General features: G+C 39.9%; 14 protein-coding genes. 9 read left to right on the top strand and 5 right to left on the bottom strand.

Going from position 1 to position 16,897, the window contains the following annotated elements:
• The first annotated feature begins 160 nt into the window (after positions 1–160).
• From AC3WLU_RS15870 to AC3WLU_RS15855, 4 genes are all read left to right on the top strand, one after another.
• On the top strand, positions 161–1,009 hold the full coding sequence (locus AC3WLU_RS15870) for an ABC transporter ATP-binding protein (protein WP_057275622.1): 849 nt from the start codon (positions 161–163) through the stop codon (positions 1,007–1,009).
• A complete protein-coding gene (locus tag AC3WLU_RS15865; RefSeq protein ID WP_145504876.1) occupies positions 960–1,880 on the top strand; it encodes an iron-hydroxamate ABC transporter substrate-binding protein in 921 nt (306 codons plus the stop codon). The genes AC3WLU_RS15870 and AC3WLU_RS15865 overlap by 50 nt, the downstream gene beginning before the upstream one ends.
• Before the next feature lie 67 nt (positions 1,881–1,947).
• On the top strand, positions 1,948–2,958 hold the full coding sequence (locus tag AC3WLU_RS15860) for a FecCD family ABC transporter permease (protein WP_063577251.1): 1,011 nt from the start codon (positions 1,948–1,950) through the stop codon (positions 2,956–2,958).
• A complete protein-coding gene (locus tag AC3WLU_RS15855; protein ID WP_057275625.1) occupies positions 2,955–3,962 on the top strand; it encodes a FecCD family ABC transporter permease in 1,008 nt (335 codons plus the stop codon). Before AC3WLU_RS15860 ends, AC3WLU_RS15855 begins: the two co-directional genes overlap by 4 nt.
• An 83-nt stretch (positions 3,963–4,045) precedes the next feature.
• On the opposite strand, the gene AC3WLU_RS15850 is transcribed toward AC3WLU_RS15855, so the two are convergent.
• Both AC3WLU_RS15850 and AC3WLU_RS15845 read right to left on the bottom strand, forming a co-directional pair.
• Positions 4,046–4,993, bottom strand: a complete 948-nt coding sequence (locus AC3WLU_RS15850; protein WP_034315164.1) for a response regulator — start codon at positions 4,991–4,993, stop codon at positions 4,046–4,048.
• Positions 4,994–4,997: 4 nt separating this feature from the next.
• Positions 4,998–6,260 (bottom strand): sensor histidine kinase, encoded by a 1,263-nt coding sequence (locus AC3WLU_RS15845; protein ID WP_283930813.1) that lies wholly within the window; start codon positions 6,258–6,260, stop codon positions 4,998–5,000.
• 421 nt (positions 6,261–6,681) lie between these two features.
• On the opposite strand from AC3WLU_RS15845, the gene AC3WLU_RS15840 reads away from it, so the two are divergent.
• The 3 genes from AC3WLU_RS15840 to AC3WLU_RS15830 all read left to right on the top strand — a co-directional run bounded on the left by AC3WLU_RS15840 (position 6,682) and on the right by AC3WLU_RS15830 (position 11,903).
• Positions 6,682–7,671, top strand: a complete 990-nt coding sequence (locus AC3WLU_RS15840; protein ID WP_492597589.1) for a glutaminase — start codon at positions 6,682–6,684, stop codon at positions 7,669–7,671.
• Between the two features lie 204 nt (positions 7,672–7,875).
• The gene (gene aimA, locus AC3WLU_RS15835; protein ID WP_492597530.1) at positions 7,876–9,510 is read left to right on the top strand and encodes a glutamate/serine transporter AimA; all 1,635 of its coding nucleotides are present in this window, start codon (positions 7,876–7,878) and stop codon (positions 9,508–9,510) included.
• 497 nt (positions 9,511–10,007) lie between these two features.
• Complete coding sequence (locus AC3WLU_RS15830; protein WP_034315159.1) at positions 10,008–11,903, top strand: PrkA family serine protein kinase; 1,896 nt, start codon at positions 10,008–10,010, stop codon at positions 11,901–11,903.
• Between the two features lie 212 nt (positions 11,904–12,115).
• Here AC3WLU_RS15830 and AC3WLU_RS15825 read toward each other — a convergent pair whose 3' ends face one another.
• The gene (locus tag AC3WLU_RS15825) at positions 12,116–12,325 is read right to left on the bottom strand and encodes a metal ABC transporter ATPase (protein ID WP_034315156.1); all 210 of its coding nucleotides are present in this window, start codon (positions 12,323–12,325) and stop codon (positions 12,116–12,118) included.
• Positions 12,326–12,443: 118 nt separating this feature from the next.
• Here AC3WLU_RS15825 and AC3WLU_RS15820 point away from each other — a divergent pair, with 118 nt between their 5' ends.
• Positions 12,444–12,623 carry a hypothetical protein gene (locus tag AC3WLU_RS15820; RefSeq protein WP_034315155.1) on the top strand — a complete coding sequence of 60 codons (180 nt, stop codon included), beginning with the start codon at positions 12,444–12,446 and terminating at the stop codon, positions 12,621–12,623.
• 469 nt (positions 12,624–13,092) lie between these two features.
• Positions 13,093–14,262 carry a sporulation protein YhbH gene (yhbH, locus tag AC3WLU_RS15815; RefSeq protein ID WP_492597529.1) on the top strand — a complete coding sequence of 390 codons (1,170 nt, stop codon included), beginning with the start codon at positions 13,093–13,095 and terminating at the stop codon, positions 14,260–14,262.
• Between the two features lie 563 nt (positions 14,263–14,825).
• On the opposite strand, the gene AC3WLU_RS15810 is transcribed toward yhbH, so the two are convergent.
• Together AC3WLU_RS15810 and AC3WLU_RS15805 are read right to left on the bottom strand one after the other, a co-directional pair.
• Positions 14,826–16,052: a CynX/NimT family MFS transporter gene (locus AC3WLU_RS15810; protein WP_034315150.1), complete on the bottom strand. Its 1,227-nt coding sequence runs from the start codon at positions 16,050–16,052 to the stop codon at positions 14,826–14,828.
• Positions 16,053–16,066: 14 nt separating this feature from the next.
• Positions 16,067–16,744 carry a FadR/GntR family transcriptional regulator gene (locus AC3WLU_RS15805; protein ID WP_492597528.1) on the bottom strand — a complete coding sequence of 226 codons (678 nt, stop codon included), beginning with the start codon at positions 16,742–16,744 and terminating at the stop codon, positions 16,067–16,069.
• Positions 16,745–16,897 lie beyond the last annotated feature (153 nt).

Below are 16,897 nucleotides of genomic sequence, written 5' to 3'. Positions count from 1 at the left end.
CGGCCCCAAAAATCCTGTCAGAAATTCTTCTTATATGACCATGAAATTACCATTGACAATATATTTAGATAGAATTATAGTAATTAAGTAATGGATAATGATAATCATTTTCATTTGAATTTTTACTTACCTATTTTTTTCAGTAAATGGAGGTTAAAAAATGGTTCGCCTATATACAGAGAATTTGAATATTGGTTATGGTGAACGTTTAATTGTAAAAGATCTCAGTGTGGAAATACCAGATAAAAAAATCACAACGATCATCGGTTCAAATGGATGTGGGAAATCGACACTTTTGAAAGCGATCACCAGAATCATTCCAAATCAATCAGGTACGGTTGTTTTAGATGGGGTTAATATCTCAAAAGAAAGCACTAAGATCCTTGCAAGAAAAATGGCCATACTTCCGCAGACACCCGAGAGTGCAAGCGGTTTGACGGTTGGGGAGCTCGTATCATATGGGCGCTTTCCCTATCAAAAAGGTTTTGGGCGCCTGACCCAGAAAGACTATGATGTGATTGATTGGGCACTTGAAGTGACCGGCACGAAAGACTTCAAGTTCCGTCCCGTGGATGCTCTTTCAGGAGGTCAGCGCCAGCGTGTTTGGATTGCGATGGCCCTTGCCCAGGAAACGGAAATCATCTTCCTTGATGAGCCGACCACCTATTTGGATATGGCCCATCAGCTGGAGGTTCTGGAATTATTACAGAGGCTGAATGTAGAACAGGGACGTACAATTGTCATGGTTCTTCATGATTTAAACCAAGCTGCTCGCTTTGCCGACTATATCATTGCCTTAAAGGACGGGGAAATAGTCAAAGCAGGAGATTGTGAAGAAGTCATCACTCATGAAGTTCTTAAGGAAGTATTCCATATTGATGCGGTAATCGGACGAGATCAACGAACGAACAAACCAATGTGCAGCACATACAACTTACTAAAAGGAGATTTGACAACAAATGAAAAAGATAATGTTTCCGTTTATACTGCTGTTAGTGTTAATTATTAGCGCTTGTGGTAACGAGTCAGCCGAAAAAGAAAAAAGCTCCGCTTCCAAAAAAGAAAAATCAGGTACCATCACCTATCAATCTGAAAATGGTCCTGTTGAAGTTCCCGCAGATCCTCAGCGTGTTTTAGTACTATCATCTTTCGCAGGTAACGTAATGGCTTTGGATGTTAACCTTGTAGGGGTTGATTCCTGGTCTAAAATGAACCCGAATTTTAAAGAGTTAAAAGATGTGGAAGAAGTGACGGACGAAAACCTGGAAAAGATCATCGAGTTGAATCCGGATTTAATCATTGGTTTATCGACGATTAAAAATGTCGATAAATTAAAGGAAATTGCTCCAACCGTAACTTATACATACGGAAAAGTTGACTATTTAACACAACATGTAGAAATCGGTAAACTTTTGAATAAAGAAAAAGAAGCTCAAGCATGGGTGGATGATTTCAAAAAACGGGCAAAAACAACTGGTGATGAAATTAAAGCCAAAATTGGAGAAGATGCTACCGTTTCCGTTTTCGAAAAGTTTGACAAACAGTTCTATGTATACGGTGATAATTGGGGACGTGGAACGGAAATCCTTTATCAAGAAATGAAATTGGGTATGCCTGAAAAGGTAAAAGAAGTGGCACTGAAAGATGGTTACTTTGCCTTATCATTAGAAGTCCTTAAAGACTATGCAGGTGATTATGTGATTTTGAGCAATAACAAAGATCAGGACAATTCATTCCAACAAACTGACACGTTTAAAAACATACCTGCCGTTAAAAACAATAAACTGTATGAAGCGGATGCAAAAAAATTCTACTTCAATGATCCAATCACATTAGATTACCAATTAGACTTCTTTTCCAAAAGTTTTCTTGGAAAATAATACTGCGAGGGAGAGGGATTCCAATTCCTCTCCTTTTATTCTATAAAAAAAGAAATGAGAGAGACAGATGACTAATGAAAATCAACGTTTCATCCCATTTATAAGTAAACTGATCATAGCGATCGTCGCCTTTATAGGCATGTTCATTATTTCAATGGCATTTGGTGCGGCTGATGTTACCGTTAAAGACGTCTGGCAAGCACTGACATCAAATGCTGTCGGTGAAAAGATTTCAATCATTCGGGAAATCCGCTTCCCTCGTGAAGTGGGGGCAATCTTTGTGGGTGCAGCCCTTGCCGTTTCTGGGGCCATCATGCAGGGAATGACAAGAAATCCACTTGCCGATCCCGGGTTGCTTGGATTGACGGCAGGAGCCAATGCAGGTCTCGCCATCACTTTGGCATTCATTCCAAATGCTAATAATTTAGGGATCATGATTGCGTGTTTTATAGGTTCCGCTGTCGGGGCAACCATGGTTTTCGGAATCGGTGCGATGAAAAAGGGAGGATTTTCACCTTTGCGGATCGTATTGGCTGGTGCTGCAGTCTCTGCATTCCTATTTGCCGTTTCGCAAGGGGTCGGCATATATTTCAAGGTATCAAAAGATGTATCGATGTGGACAGCTGGCGGGAATATCGGAACTTCATGGGAGCAGCTTCGTGTAATCGTTCCGTTCATTCTAATAGGAATCCTGATTTCCCTTATCTTTTCCAGACAGCTCACCATACTTAGCTTAAGTGAAGAAGTGGCCGTAGGCTTAGGACAAAAGACAACACAAATAAAGGCGGTTCTCTTCGTGGTCATCATTCTCCTGGCAGGGGCTGCCGTTGCGCTTGTCGGAAATATGGTGTTCATCGGGTTAATGGTCCCACATATCGTTCGGGCTATCGTGGGTACGGATTATCGATTCATCCTCCCTATGTCTGCGATTTTGGGAGCCACCTTCATGCTGCTTGCCGATACGATCGGCCGTACGATCAATTCTCCATATGAAACACCTGTGGTAGCGGTTGTTGCGATGATAGGTTTACCTTTCTTCCTCCTAATCGTGCGTAAAGGAGGTAAAGCATTTTCATGATCCAGTCAGCTTTAGTCAAAAAACAGCGTTGGATAATAGGTGCATTGAGTGCACTCATCATCATTACGATCATTATAGGGACGTGTTCGGGATATTCCAATCTTTCTATAGGACGACTGTTTCCAACGCTCTTCGGGCAAGGGACGTTTAAAGAGGAATTCATATTATTTTCCGTCCGCTTACCGCGTATCATCATCACCCTTTTAGCAGGCATGGCCCTTGCACTGTCGGGAGCCATTCTACAAGGGATCACGCGTAATGATTTAGCCGATCCCGGAATCATCGGGATCAACTCAGGAGCAGGTGTTGCCATTGCCGCATTCTTTCTGTTTTTCCCTCTTGACGCTGGTTCTTTTGTTTATATGGTTCCGCTTGTTGGTTTTATCGGAGCGTTACTGACGGCCTGTTTAATATATATCCTCTCATACAAGAGGAAGAGTGGACTTGAACCCGTCCGGTTAGTGTTGATCGGCGTAGGTTTTTCAATGGCGCTTTCAGGCCTGATGATTGTCCTCATTTCGTCAGCGGAACGAGCGAAGGTCGATTTCATCGCAAAATGGTTGGCAGGAAATATATGGGGCACGGATTGGCCTTTCATTTGGGCAATCATTCCATGGTTAGTCATCCTCATTCCATTCACCTTATATAAAGCAAATCGTTTGAATCTGCTTGGTTTAAGTGAACCGGTCGCAATTGGGGTCGGTGTATCGATTGAAAAGGAGCGGATCGTACTGCTGATCACGGCTGTGGCACTGGCAGCGGCTGCCGTTTCTGTTACAGGCGGAATTGCATTCATTGGACTTATGTCCCCGCATATAGCAAAATCCTTGGTAGGACCTCGAAATCAACTATTCATTCCGGTTGCCATTTTAATCGGTGGATGGCTATTGCTGCTTGCCGATACGATAGGCCGAAATATAATTGAACCCGAGGGGATTCCCGCAGGTATCATGGTTGCATTGATCGGTGCACCTTATTTCATGTATTTATTGTTGAAAAAATAAGATATTGTTAAAATCCCTTGAAATCATTCAGGGGATTTTATGTTTTTTTGGTTCTTCCGTAATTTTTCGTATTTAATCATGTATTATCTATATCTATTTATTTCATCAGGATTCAATCGTTTCGCTTCGAAATAAAATACTTGAATAAACTTTTTTGTATTTACCCGGGTAGGTGTAAGAACGATTTTTGAATCATTTTGCAGTTCTTTCATCTTTTGGCGAACGACTGTGAAATCAAAAAATTTGGAAGCGTAATTTTCAAACTTCGGATTCGAAAAATCCGTTAAACCTAGCGAAGCGAAATGATTTAACGAATGGTTAATCGTTCTGCGTATTCTCTGTTCGGCAGCTTTTATTTCACGATTGATATCAACCGGCAAAGCTGCTGTTCCGAGCTTTTTTTTGGTGATTTCTACAAAGATTTCTTTAAGGGTGGGGAATTGCTTTCCAAAAGTAAAAGTCCGTTCATACATAAATAAATACTGAAGCATTTCCATTAAATCTTTTGCGCCATTTTCTCCAACGACCCCTAATTCCGATAAAAGGAATTCACCCACCTCCCGTATACTTTTTTCATTAAAACTATTGGAATTATCAACTTTTGGCTGTTCAAAGTTCAATACACTATTTAAAGAGGCTTGGATATTAGTGATCGATCTTTCTAAATGGATGCGTTCCATGACTTTTCGAATGACTGTCAATATCTCAATCCGATTGATTGGTTTAGTAATATAATAATCAATTCCGAGCGAGTAAGCCTCGCCAATCAACTCCTTGGATTCAACCTGCGAAATCATTATTATTTTCCCGTTAAATGTACTTTTTATATGACGAAGTGTCTCAATACCATCCCGGATGGGCATTAATAAATCAATAAATAATATATCAATTTGTTTTAAATTCAAAATATGCCCTTCTAATAGACTGCCATCTTCCGCTTCCTCCACCACTTCACCTAAATCTTCGTTTTCTATAATTTGGCTTAAGTTTGAACGTATGGCACAATCATCATCTGTTATAAAAAAACGCATGGAATCACCCTTTCTGAATCAACTTCTGGATTGGTAACTTTATTGAAAAAACAGCGCCATTAAAACTATTCTCAAATAGGATTTCCCCTCCCAGTTCTTTCACGACTTCTTTAACATATGAGAGTCCAATCCCTGTTGAAGGTGTCCCGAACTGATCATACTTTGATGTAAAACCAGGTTTGAATATGACAGTCTGGTATTTTTGAGGAATTCCAGGTCCGGTATCAGCAACTTTAAATTCTACATTGTCACTAATTTCAAACAAACTTAAACGGACGATTCCCTTTTCTTTAATTGCTTCCACTGCATTGGCGACTAAATTATTGAAAAGAGATAACACGGTATATACATGATAAGGTGAATCGTTTTTTCCTTCCAATGAGTATTCAAATTGAATGTCCTTTCCTAATGATAAGGCATATTTTTCATTAATTCGGATAATTAAATAAAAAAGTTCAGCAGCATTCATATAATCTTTAAAACTCTCATTGGAGATCAATTTGGAGAGACCAGCAAAAATCCGTTGATTATCTTTCTTGACTTCATGCATTTCACCAGCGATGCGTAATGCTTTTTGACTATATGGCTCTGTAAGATCATGAAGTAGCTTTTCCCGTTTTTCCAATGCTTTTAATTCGCGATACAAATCATATGATTTCTTTGTAATATTCTCAGCATTTTTTAATGTTTTTTTTAAATGAATCGTTTCCTCGTATAAATTGGAAATGAGCATCAGCATATGTTCATTTTGTTTTCTGATTTGCCTCTCCCTTGATTGTGCTTCATAAAGTTTCATCATATTAAAAAAGCTCAAAACGATAAAACTGTGGCCGAATGCGATCACGATCATCTCATTTAGTGAACCAAACGTAATCGTTGTTTCCAACACAATATATTGAAAGATTAATTCTACGGAGTCGGACAATATTTCGATAATGAGACCAATAAATCCAATAATCAAAGTTCGGCTTTGAAAGCGGTTGATTTTCGCAAAATAGAATAGAACGGAATAGGTAAAATAAAAGAAAAAACTAGGATAATGAGCGTGAAATGCGGAAATCCAGGAGAAATTATCCTGCATGAAAAAGTCGATTAGAATGCGAAATATCACAACCATTGTTCCTGTCAAGATGCCCGAAAATATGGCAGGCGTTTTTTGTAATAATAGTAAAAAGAAGAAAAATGCAGGCACACCAAAACTTACCCGAAACGTTTCATTGAAAGGATAAAAACTCAATTCGCCTGCTAATGGCACAGTTAACAACATCAAAGCAAGGACATAGACCTCTTTTTTCATTAACGTACTGAGATACAAGTCGTCACCTCCTAATTTGTTTAAAAAATCAGTATACAGTTTCATCGGCTTCAATACAACGCTTACTTTTTCCTGAATAGAACGGCTTATAATCAATTATGGCAAAACCAAATTGTTTTTCTATCCACAAAAAATGGTAACGGGACATGTGAGATGATCACGTTTTTTTAGTGGATTTTTATTTTTTAGATTTTGTAGGTTTTTGTATGATTATGTAGTTCCCAATTTAAAATTAAGCAGAAAGAAATTTTTGAAAGCGCTTAACAATTTTTAGAATATTCATTATTTTTTCATCGAATCTAGTAATGGCATTCGGTAAAACGCTCATATTGAAAATATAATGATACAACAACTGAAGAGGTGGAAGAATGTGATTGAAGAATTGTCAAAAGAGTATGACATTCACGTTAATAGTCAAAGAAAATCCGACTTAGATGAATGGGTAGCATATTACAGATCCTTTGCTATTGAAGGACAAACCGCTAATTATATACCGGCATTGAGAAATGCACATTTATCGCAATTGGGCATTACCATACTGGAGCCGGGTGGAACAATGATCAAGTCAGGGGATTGGGAAGTTCCTTTCACGCTGCAAAGTATTTCAAAAGTGCTTAGCTTTATAGCCGCATGTTTGGGTCGCGGCATTTCTTATGTGTTAGAGAGGGTCGATGTGGAACCGACTGGGGATGCTTTCAATTCAATTATTCGTTTAGAAATGCATAAGCCGGGAAAGCCGTTCAATCCTATGATAAATGCAGGGGCGATTACAGTAGCTTCGCTTCTCCCAGGGGATTCTTCACAAAATAAATTGGAATTTCTCTATGAGCTATTTGAAAATTTGTTAGGGAAGCGCCCGACAATCAATGAGGAAGTGTATCAATCTGAGTGGTTAACCTCTCATAGAAATAGAGCTTTGGCTCACTATTTGAAAGAGACGAATTATTTGGAATCGGAAGTAGAGGAAGCTTTAGAGGTTTACCTCATGCAATGTTCCATAGAAGTGACCACAGAAGACATAGCCCTCCTTGGACTGATTCTTGCTCAAGATGGTTACCATCCCGTTCGTAAAGAACAAGTAATCCCTAAAAAATTGGCTAAGCTGGCCAAAGCATTAATGCTTACTTGCGGTATGTACAATGCTTCGGGGAAATTTGCGGCTTTTATTGGGGTGCCGGCCAAAAGCGGAGTATCTGGCGGGATTCTGGCACTAGTTCCTCCAAGTGCCAGAAGCGAAATGCCTTTTCAAGATGGATGTGGCATTGGTATTTATGGACCAGCCATCGATGAATATGGGAATAGCGTAGCAGGTAGTCTGTTATTGAAACAAATGGCACAAGAATGGGATTTAAGCATTTTCTGAAATGCAGAAAAATTTGGTTCCGGTGTAATTAATAGAAGCAATAAGGGGAGACCCTTAAGGTTTCCTCATCAATTTTCAAACTTTTACAAGAGGTGATGTAAATGCAGCAATTACTTTAAGATGTAATTGGGCGCACTACACGAATCATTAATCCAGTTACTTTTAAACGTAAAGAATAATTTTAGAAAGCATGGTGAAAAATGTATGAATAATATGCAGCGAAAGATGGGAACATTTTCGTTAATGATGGTGGGACTCGGGTCAATTATTGGCTCAGGTTGGTTATTCGGAGCTTGGAGAGCGGCACAGATTGCAGGACCCGCTGCCATTATTTCTTGGATTATCGGGATGGTTGTTATTTTATTTATCGCACTATCTTACAGTGAATTAGGGTCTATGTTTCCTGAAGCTGGGGGAATGGTAAAATACACGCAGTATTCACATGGTTCTTTTTTAGGGTTTATTGCAGGCTGGGCAAACTGGATTGCAATCGTTTCCGTAATTCCAGTTGAAGCGATTGCTTCTGTTCAATATATGAGCTCATGGCCATGGGAATGGGCACGGTGGACACATGGTTTAGTAGAAAATGGAAGTCTTACTGGGGGAGGCTTGGCAATTGCCTCTGTATTGCTGATCGTCTACTTTTTATTAAATTACTGGACAGTCAGTTTGTTTTCGAAAGCTAATTCATTCATTACAGTCTTTAAGGTTATTATTCCTGGACTTACGATTGGCTCACTTTTATTTGCCGGGTTTCATGCATCCAATTTTACATCTGCAGGAAGTATCGCTCCTAATGGATGGGCAAGTGTACTTACTGCTGTAGCAACTTCTGGTATCATCTTTGCATTTAACGGTTTTCAAAGTCCAATTAACATGGCAGGTGAGGCAAAGAATCCTGGACGTTCGATCCCAATTGCAGTAATTGGCTCCATTTTAATTGCAACGGTCATCTACGTTCTATTACAGGTTGCATTTATTGGAGCCGTTGACCCGTCCATGATTGTGAATGGATGGCAACATTTGAATTTCAATTCACCGTTTGCTGACTTAGCAATTGTTTTAGGCATAAACTGGTTGGTTATTTTACTATACGTAGATGCTTTTATTTCTCCTTCAGGGACAGGAATAACATACACGGCGACAACGTCACGAATGCTTTATGGAATGGAAAAGAATAAATATTTACCAAGCGTGTTTGGAAAACTGCATCCTCTTTATGGTATCCCGCGTCAAGCCATGTTTTTTAATCTAGGCGTATCTTTCTTATTTTTATTCATGTTTAGAGGCTGGGGCGTATTGGCAGAGGTTATTTCAGTTGCGACTTTAGTCTCTTATATTACAGGTCCAGTTACTGTAATGACATTAAGACGCACAGGTCAGAACTTGTACAGACCATTACGTTTAAAAGGATTAAGCATCATTGCACCACTGGGCTTTGTTTTTGCTTCTTTGGTTCTATATTGGGCAAGATGGCCGCTTACAGGTCAAGTATTATTTATCATTATGGCTGGTCTTCCCGTTTATTTCTATTATCAATCAAAAATAAAATGGAAGGGATTCCGCCAAAACTTTTCAGCAGGGCTTTGGATGGTTGTTTACTTACTCTGTATGATGACCATTTCATACTTAGGCAGTGAAAAGTTTGGTGGACTAAATATAATCCCATTTGGTTTGGATATGGTCATCATTACATGTTTATCACTATTGTTTTATAGTTGGGCATTAAAGAGTGGTTTCCAAACGGAATATTTGGAACAAGGACAAAAAGTAAATGAAGACTTGAGATCGATGGAGAACAACATTTCAGCTCAAACTGATAAAAAGAACGCTGTATAAATGATGAAGCTTATTCGTTTGGCATGCTCAATAAGCCATTCGTGAATGACAGCGAAAGTGCTTCTATATTTATATAGATGAGGAATAAAAAAAGGGACGGCAAATTTAATTTGCTGTCCCTTTTTTTGGAGTTTTGGAAAAGGCTGTTATTTTTTATTTCACACCTGGTTTATCGTCATACCCGGCAGTGAAGATAGCGGCTAAAAATGTTAAAGCAACTCCAACGATAATAACTGTGCCCATGTTGTGACCTCCCTTTACCCATATTGTCCCACTTAAGTATAGGCTTAGTATACCCTAATTTTTAGCAGGAGTGCACACAAATTTTCTTGCCAGCATATTTGTCATCAATTCTCAATGATTAAGCCCTTTTCGATACATGGAGAGTCAAGGGGGATTCGAAACAATGCCCGTCCACTTTTTAAAGTCTGACATGTTTGTCAGACTTGGAGCATAGATTTAAGTATTCTCTGAAAGTGACAGGGGGAGGTTCCTTAATGGATATTTTAAAGAAAATCGAAAAATTTAGAGAAGATGAACAGAAGCTGAAGTGGGAAGGCACCTTCGCAGAGTACTTAGAAATATTGAAAGAAACGCCTTTAGTTGCTCAATCTGCTCATTCACGTGTATACAACATGATCAGAGATGCAGGGATAGAAGAAGTAAATGGGACAAAGAAATACAATTTTTTCAGCGGTCAGTTATTTGGCCTTGAAGATTCACTGGAAAGGCTCATCGAGGAATATTTCCATCCGGCAGCAAAACGGCTGGATGTCCGTAAGCGGATATTGCTTCTCATGGGTCCGGTGTCAGGTGGGAAGTCCACACTCGTTTCTTTACTGAAGCGTGGACTTGAAAATTATTCGTTAAAAGACTCTGGTGCGATTTATGCAATAAAAGGATGCCCGATGCATGAAGATCCACTGCATCTCATCCCGCAGTATTTACGGGATGATTTCTTTGAAGAATATGGCATCAGGATTGAAGGAAATCTTTCGCCGCTGAATGTAATGAGATTAGAACAGGAGTATGGAAGCAGGATTGAAGATGTTATGGTCGAACGTATTTTCCTTTCGGAGGATAAGCGTGTTGGAATTGGAACATTCAGTCCTTCTGATCCTAAGTCACAGGATATTGCTGATTTGACGGGCAGCATCGATTTTTCGACCATTGCCGAATACGGTTCTGAATCAGATCCGCGAGCCTATCGCTTTGATGGCGAGCTGAACAAGGCGAACCGCGGGATGATGGAGTTCCAGGAGATGCTGAAATGTGATGAGAAATTCTTATGGCATTTGCTATCATTAACACAAGAGGGGAATTTTAAAGCTGGCCGTTTTGCATTGATCAGTGCAGATGAACTCATTGTGGCTCATACGAATGAAACGGAGTATAAAGCGTTCATTTCCAACAAGAAAAATGAAGCATTGCATTCCCGTATCATTGTCATGCCTATTCCATATAACTTGAAGGTTACCGAGGAAGAGAAGATTTATGAAAAAATGATTCGTGAAAGTGATGTCTCGGATGTTCATATAGCCCCGCATACATTGAGGGTGGCTGCAATCTTCAGCATCATGACCCGCCTGAAAGATCCCAAAAAGGGCGATATCGATTTAGTGAAAAAGATGAGGCTTTATGATGGGGAAAATGTTGAAGGATTTAATTCCGCAGACATCAATGAATTGAAAAAAGAATATCAGGACGAAGGCATGAGCGGAATCGACCCGCGTTACGTAATTAACCGGATTTCCTCTACGATCATACGTAAGGAGAATCCGTCCATTAATGCATTGGATGTACTTATGTCATTAAAAGCAGGTCTTGACCAGCATCCGTCCATTACGAACGAACTCCGGGAGCGGTATTTAAATTTCATTTCACTGGCACGTAAAGAATACGATGCCATTGCAAAAAATGAAGTGCAAAAAGCTTTTGTCTATTCATATGAAGAGTCGGCGAAAATCCTCATGGATAATTATCTGGATAATGTCGAAGCATACTGCAATAAATCAAGGCTGCGCGATCCATTGACTGGAGAAGAAATCAACCCAGATGAAAAATTGATGCGCTCGATAGAAGAGCAAATTGGAATTTCCGAGAATGCAAAAAAAGCATTCCGCGAAGAAATATTGATTCGAATTTCAGCATATGCCCGTAAAGGGAAGCGATTTGATTATAATTCCCACGATCGTTTACGGGAAGCGATCCAGAAAAAACTATTCGCTGATTTGAAGGATGTCGTTAAGATCACCACTTCAACGAAGACACCAGACGAAAGGCAACTGAAGAAAGTGAACGAGGTCATCACGAGACTTATAGACGAGCATGGATATAATTCGACTTCAGCCAATGATTTGCTGCGCTATGTGGGCAGCTTGTTAAATCGGTAATCCATAGTTTTTTTGCTCCTGCCCCCTCATCGGGCAGGGGTTTATTACCGTTTACGGTAGGTTGGATGGATGAAAGGTGGATTAGAGGAAATCCAGAATTTCTATTGAAATCATGAATCTTTTGAAAACGGTGATTATAGTAGGCATGGGAGATTATAACTCAACAAAGCATCGGGCCCTTCTGAATGAAGGAAACCCGGTGCTATTGATTTCTATTTAGTTACATTCAAGCCATACTGTTCAATAAGTGTAATAAGTTGATTCGGTGAGAGTTTTTCTTCGCTATGGTCGATTTTAATTTCCCCATCATCAACATCGATGATCGCACGTTCCACACCTTCCGTTTTCAAAAGTATGGACTCCAGATTTAAAATAGGGCCTTCTGACGTTGCTTCCTTTACATAAAGGGTTGTTGTTTGCATAGATCTTGCACCTCCTTACATTTGCTCATAATGTTTTATCTATACCCCATATTTCCATTAGATATGTTACGTTTCGGATTTGGTAATATTGGGTATCAATAAGTAGAGGTGATGGCAAATGAGCAAAGAGGAACTGAAAAAAGAACATGTACCGGAAAATAGCTCCATGGCTAAGGATTATGAAGAGATGAAAGAACTTGGAAAGCAGATGGAAAATCAAAGGACGAATGAAGAATTGAAAGAGTGGGATAAACGCCCAGGTACAGTTCAACATGAAATAGAGGAAGAGAAGGATTGACGAATATTACAACCAGAATCATTCTATCTGTGTAAAAGGGGTGTCCAGAAAAACTGCTGGGACACCCTTTTTGTTGTGTTCCATTGCTTTTTTTAAATGTCCTTGGAAGTCTTTTGCTGCTCCATTACTTCTGGCTTTAAAGCGATCCTATTACGAATGAATGAAAAAACGAACAGACCTGAAAATCATCAGGTCTGTTCGTTTTGTTATATTCCTTATTTATAAATAACCTTAAAGGGCTTTAACGCCCCTGTCAGGACTTGTCTAGTTCATGGGCAAACATCCATTATTAATTTTGTTGTAAATTATCCTGCGTCGCTGCATAAGATAGAGTAATACTTTTCTTTTCATCCGTTTTTTCGCACTGTATTTTTCAATGGAAAACCGGAATGATGTGGGCATTCCCACACTAACTTATTATATGAAGGAATGATGAAAAGCGTGCAAACATTTTTAAGGGGGGAAGAGAATGTCGGAAGAGAATAATCAACAGTATGTAATCTCACAGGAAAATTGGACCCTCCATCGGAAAGGCTATGATGATCAACAACGTCATCAGGAAAAGGTGCAGGAAGCGATCAAGAATAATTTGCCTGATCTAATTTCAGAAGAAAGCATCGTAATGTCCAATGGCCGGGATGTCATCAAGATCCCCATTCGCTCCTTGGATGAATACAAAATTCGTTATAACTATGATAAGAACAAACATGTAGGGCAAGGCGATGGAGACAGTAAAGTGGGGGATGTAGTCGCAAGGGATGGCTCACCGTCCGATGCCGGAGCCGGTAAGGGTCAAGGTGCAGGTGACAAGGCCGGCGAGGATTATTATGAAGCCGAAGTGTCGATGATGGAATTGGAGGATGCCCTGTTCAGTCAACTGGAACTCCCTAATCTTCAGAAGAAAGAACATGCGGAGCACACTCTCGAACATATTGAATTCAACGACATCCGCAAGACAGGCCTGATGGGAAATATCGATAAAAAGAAAACGATGATATCCGCTTTCAAACGGAACGCCTTAAGGGGGCACCCCGGTTTTCACCCTATTTATAAGGAAGACTTTAAATTCAAAACCTGGAATGAGGTTCAGAAACCTGATTCCAAAGCAGTTGTACTGGCAATGATGGATACTTCCGGAAGTATGGGGTTATGGGAAAAATATATGGCTCGAAGCTTTTTCTTTTGGATGAACCGTTTCTTGCGGACAAAATATGAAACCGTAGAAATCGAGTTCATTGCCCATCATACAGAAGCGAAAGTCGTTCCGGAAGAGGATTTCTTTTCAAAAGGGGAAAGCGGCGGTACGATTTGTTCGTCCGTATACCGAAAAGCATTAGAACTTATTGATCATAAATATGACCCTGCGAAGTTTAATATCTATCCGTTTCACTTTTCCGATGGTGATAACCTAACATCCGATAACGTCCGATGCGTTAAGCTTGTTGAAGAACTCATGAAGGTTTCCAATATGTTCGGATACGGGGAAGTCAATCAATACAATCGCCATTCGACATTGATGACAGCTTATAAGAACATCGATAATGAAAAATTCAGGTACTATATCCTTAAGCAAAAGGCTGATGTTTTCCATGCAATGAAGAGCTTTTTTAAAGATGAGGAAAGTAAGAAGTATGCTTAAAATAGGAAGAGTGGAGAGTAATTTTTTTTCAATTCAATATAGTTGAAGGTAAAAAGGCGTGCGGTTCACATCGGACGCCCTTTTCGGAATAATCGGTTTTATTTCGCATTAAGGAAATACACAAAGGCCATTGCTCAACACTAAGCAATGGCTTTTTCGCATGCACATCATTCGGATATTGAGCGAGGATCCAAAGAATGTAAATGAGTTATCGGAATCACTTTGTACTTTAACCAATGATAATGAACCATAATATGCAGCAACCTCCTCTAAGTATAGGGCATTTCTTTTTCTCCAAATGGAGAAGGTGAAACTTTCTTATCTGACAGAGTTTGAGGTTGATAATTTTTACTAAAGATAAGGGAGCCGCGAAATGACCGAAATGAGAAGCGAGAACGCCATATATTCCTTCTCTATTTAAACCAAAGACCACTCTCTACTTATTCGAAATTAAAATCACGGAATAGGAACCTGTCGTACCGCTATCAGTGGCTGGTATGTAAATGGCCCCGGTACAATACCGGGGCCATTGCCGTTTAGAACCTTTTATACCTTTACTGGCTTTATTGAGTCGTTACATATTCATTATTTCCTGCACGCATTCCAACAATGAAAATAAGTGCCGATATAGCGGCCAACATCAGTAAGGGAAGAGTCCAGCTGTGTGTAATGTCATGAAGCAATCCGAATAATACCGGTCCAATGGCAGCTAAAAGGTACCCGAATGATTGTGCCATTCCTGATAATTCCGTCGCTTCATGGGTGCTTTGTGTTCGAAGACTAAAGAACATCATCGATAAACTGAATATGGTTCCGACTCCAATCCCAATCAATATCATGCATACTGGGATGAAGAGAGTGCTTCCGGATAATATTCCGAATATCCCTGATATAAGGAAGATGACAGGCGGGACCACTAACAGACGCTGACTTTGTAAGCGCCCTGCTAAAATTGGCACAAGGAATGTTATGGGAATGACTGCAAGCTGCATGATGGAAAGCATCCAGCCAGCTTCATCAGCATTCAGGCCTTTTTGCTCCAGGATTTCAGGCATCCAGGTAATTACTGTATAGAAAATAAACGATTGCAAACCCATGAAAAATGTAATTTGCCAGGCTAAACCAGAACGCCATAAGTTAATCTTTTTATCCTTTTGCGCCGTTTGTACATCCTTACCTGAGTTGAATGGCCGTCTTAATTGCGGCATCCATAAGAAAACTGTAATAAGTGATAAAATCCCCCAACATCCAAGGGCACCAGCCCATCCCAATCCGGATGAAGAAGCAAGGGGAATGCTGATTCCAGAACCTATTGCGCCGCATAAATTCATGGAAACAGCATAGGTTCCTGTCATCAAACCGATGTTCCTGGCAAAGTTATGTTTAATCAGACTGGGTAACAAAACATTGCCTATTGCAATGGCTAACCCGATTAAAATGGTCCCTATGAACAATGTCGGCACTCCGCCAACTGAGCGTATCCCAATTCCGATCGTTAATAATACCAAGGAAAGGAAAAGTGTGAGCTCCATTCCAAAACGCCGTGCTATCCTAGGTGCAAACGGTGATAATAAAGCGAAGGAAAGCAAAGGCAATGTCGTTAATGAACCTGATAATGTATTGGAAATCCCCAAGTTATCACGGATCGAAGTGACAAGGGGTCCAACCGATGTTAAGGGAGCCCTCAGATTTGCCCCTAGAAGAATGATTCCGATGATGAGCAGTCCTAATCTGGGTTTAATATCCACTTTTCTTTGTTCTAGTTGATTTGCCGCTTGATGAATGCCCATAATCTCCTCCTTACTTACTCTAAAGATTTTTTGAATTGTGCAATGTATTCATTCACTGTTTCGATTGCCCGGTTCACATCTTGTTCGATGATGGCATCCACAAGTTTGCAATGAATGTTCAAATGAAAGTTCACATCAGAACTCATCACCACTATCTGATGGATGGATTCATGCAGGGAGTGTTCCATATGTTCGTACAAATCAATCAATAAATCATTATGTGATGAAACCATAATCGATTTATGTAACTGTATATCCGCTTCTTCGTAGGCCTTGATATCCTTTGCTTCGGCAGCTCTACTGCAGGCTGATATATGAAACCGCAATTGATCTATATCTTCTTGATTACGTCTTAATGCCGCCAACTGGGCTCCTTCTCTTTCAAGGGCATGACGGACCTCTAACGTTTCTAATATACTTGACTGCTGGATCCTTCTTTCAAATGCTGCCCCCAAGGCACTTGATGACCTTACGAATGTCCCCTTTCCTTGTTTCGTTACTAAAAGCCCTGCATAAACAAGTGATCGTACAGCTTCCCTTAATGTATTTCTGCTTACATCGAACTGTTGGATCAAATCCATTTCAGGGGGAATTTGATTTCCTATTTTCCATTCACCTGATTCGATTAACGATTCGATTTGGGAAACCACCTGCTCTACAAGTGATAAGCGATTTGTTTTAGATATGGTCAAGATACACACCTCAAATTTGTAGGATGATTGGTTCATTGGTTATTTTAACATATGTATGTTGAAAATGGGTATATTCTTGAAAAAATTGCAGTTGATTTCAGAAATCCGCTCCCTTTCCGCCGACAGTCTGCCAAGCCTCCTCGACGCAAGCGT

This window comes from Peribacillus sp. FW305-BF15, from assembly GCF_058783805.1.
The sequence above is the reverse complement of the archived record's forward strand: the minus strand, read 5'-3'. Positions and strand labels throughout refer to the sequence as shown.

Coding starts and splice junctions, on each gene's coding strand:
- AC3WLU_RS15830 (WP_034315159.1), top strand. CDS start 10,008: ATGGATATTTTAAAGAAAATCGAAAAATTTAGAGAAGATGAACAGAAG.
- AC3WLU_RS15855 (WP_057275625.1), top strand. CDS start 2,955: ATGATCCAGTCAGCTTTAGTCAAAAAACAGCGTTGGATAATAGGTGCA.
- AC3WLU_RS15825 (WP_034315156.1), bottom strand. CDS start 12,325: ATGCAAACAACAACCCTTTATGTAAAGGAAGCAACGTCAGAAGGCCCT.
- yhbH (WP_492597529.1), top strand. CDS start 13,093: ATGTCGGAAGAGAATAATCAACAGTATGTAATCTCACAGGAAAATTGG.
- AC3WLU_RS15865 (WP_145504876.1), top strand. CDS start 960: ATGAAAAAGATAATGTTTCCGTTTATACTGCTGTTAGTGTTAATTATT.
- AC3WLU_RS15870 (WP_057275622.1), top strand. CDS start 161: ATGGTTCGCCTATATACAGAGAATTTGAATATTGGTTATGGTGAACGT.
- aimA (WP_492597530.1), top strand. CDS start 7,876: ATGAATAATATGCAGCGAAAGATGGGAACATTTTCGTTAATGATGGTG.
- AC3WLU_RS15845 (WP_283930813.1), bottom strand. CDS start 6,260: ATGTTGTTAACTGTGCCATTAGCAGGCGAATTGAGTTTTTATCCTTTC.
- AC3WLU_RS15850 (WP_034315164.1), bottom strand. CDS start 4,993: ATGCGTTTTTTTATAACAGATGATGATTGTGCCATACGTTCAAACTTA.
- AC3WLU_RS15820 (WP_034315155.1), top strand. CDS start 12,444: ATGAGCAAAGAGGAACTGAAAAAAGAACATGTACCGGAAAATAGCTCC.
- AC3WLU_RS15860 (WP_063577251.1), top strand. CDS start 1,948: ATGACTAATGAAAATCAACGTTTCATCCCATTTATAAGTAAACTGATC.
- AC3WLU_RS15810 (WP_034315150.1), bottom strand. CDS start 16,052: ATGGGCATTCATCAAGCGGCAAATCAACTAGAACAAAGAAAAGTGGAT.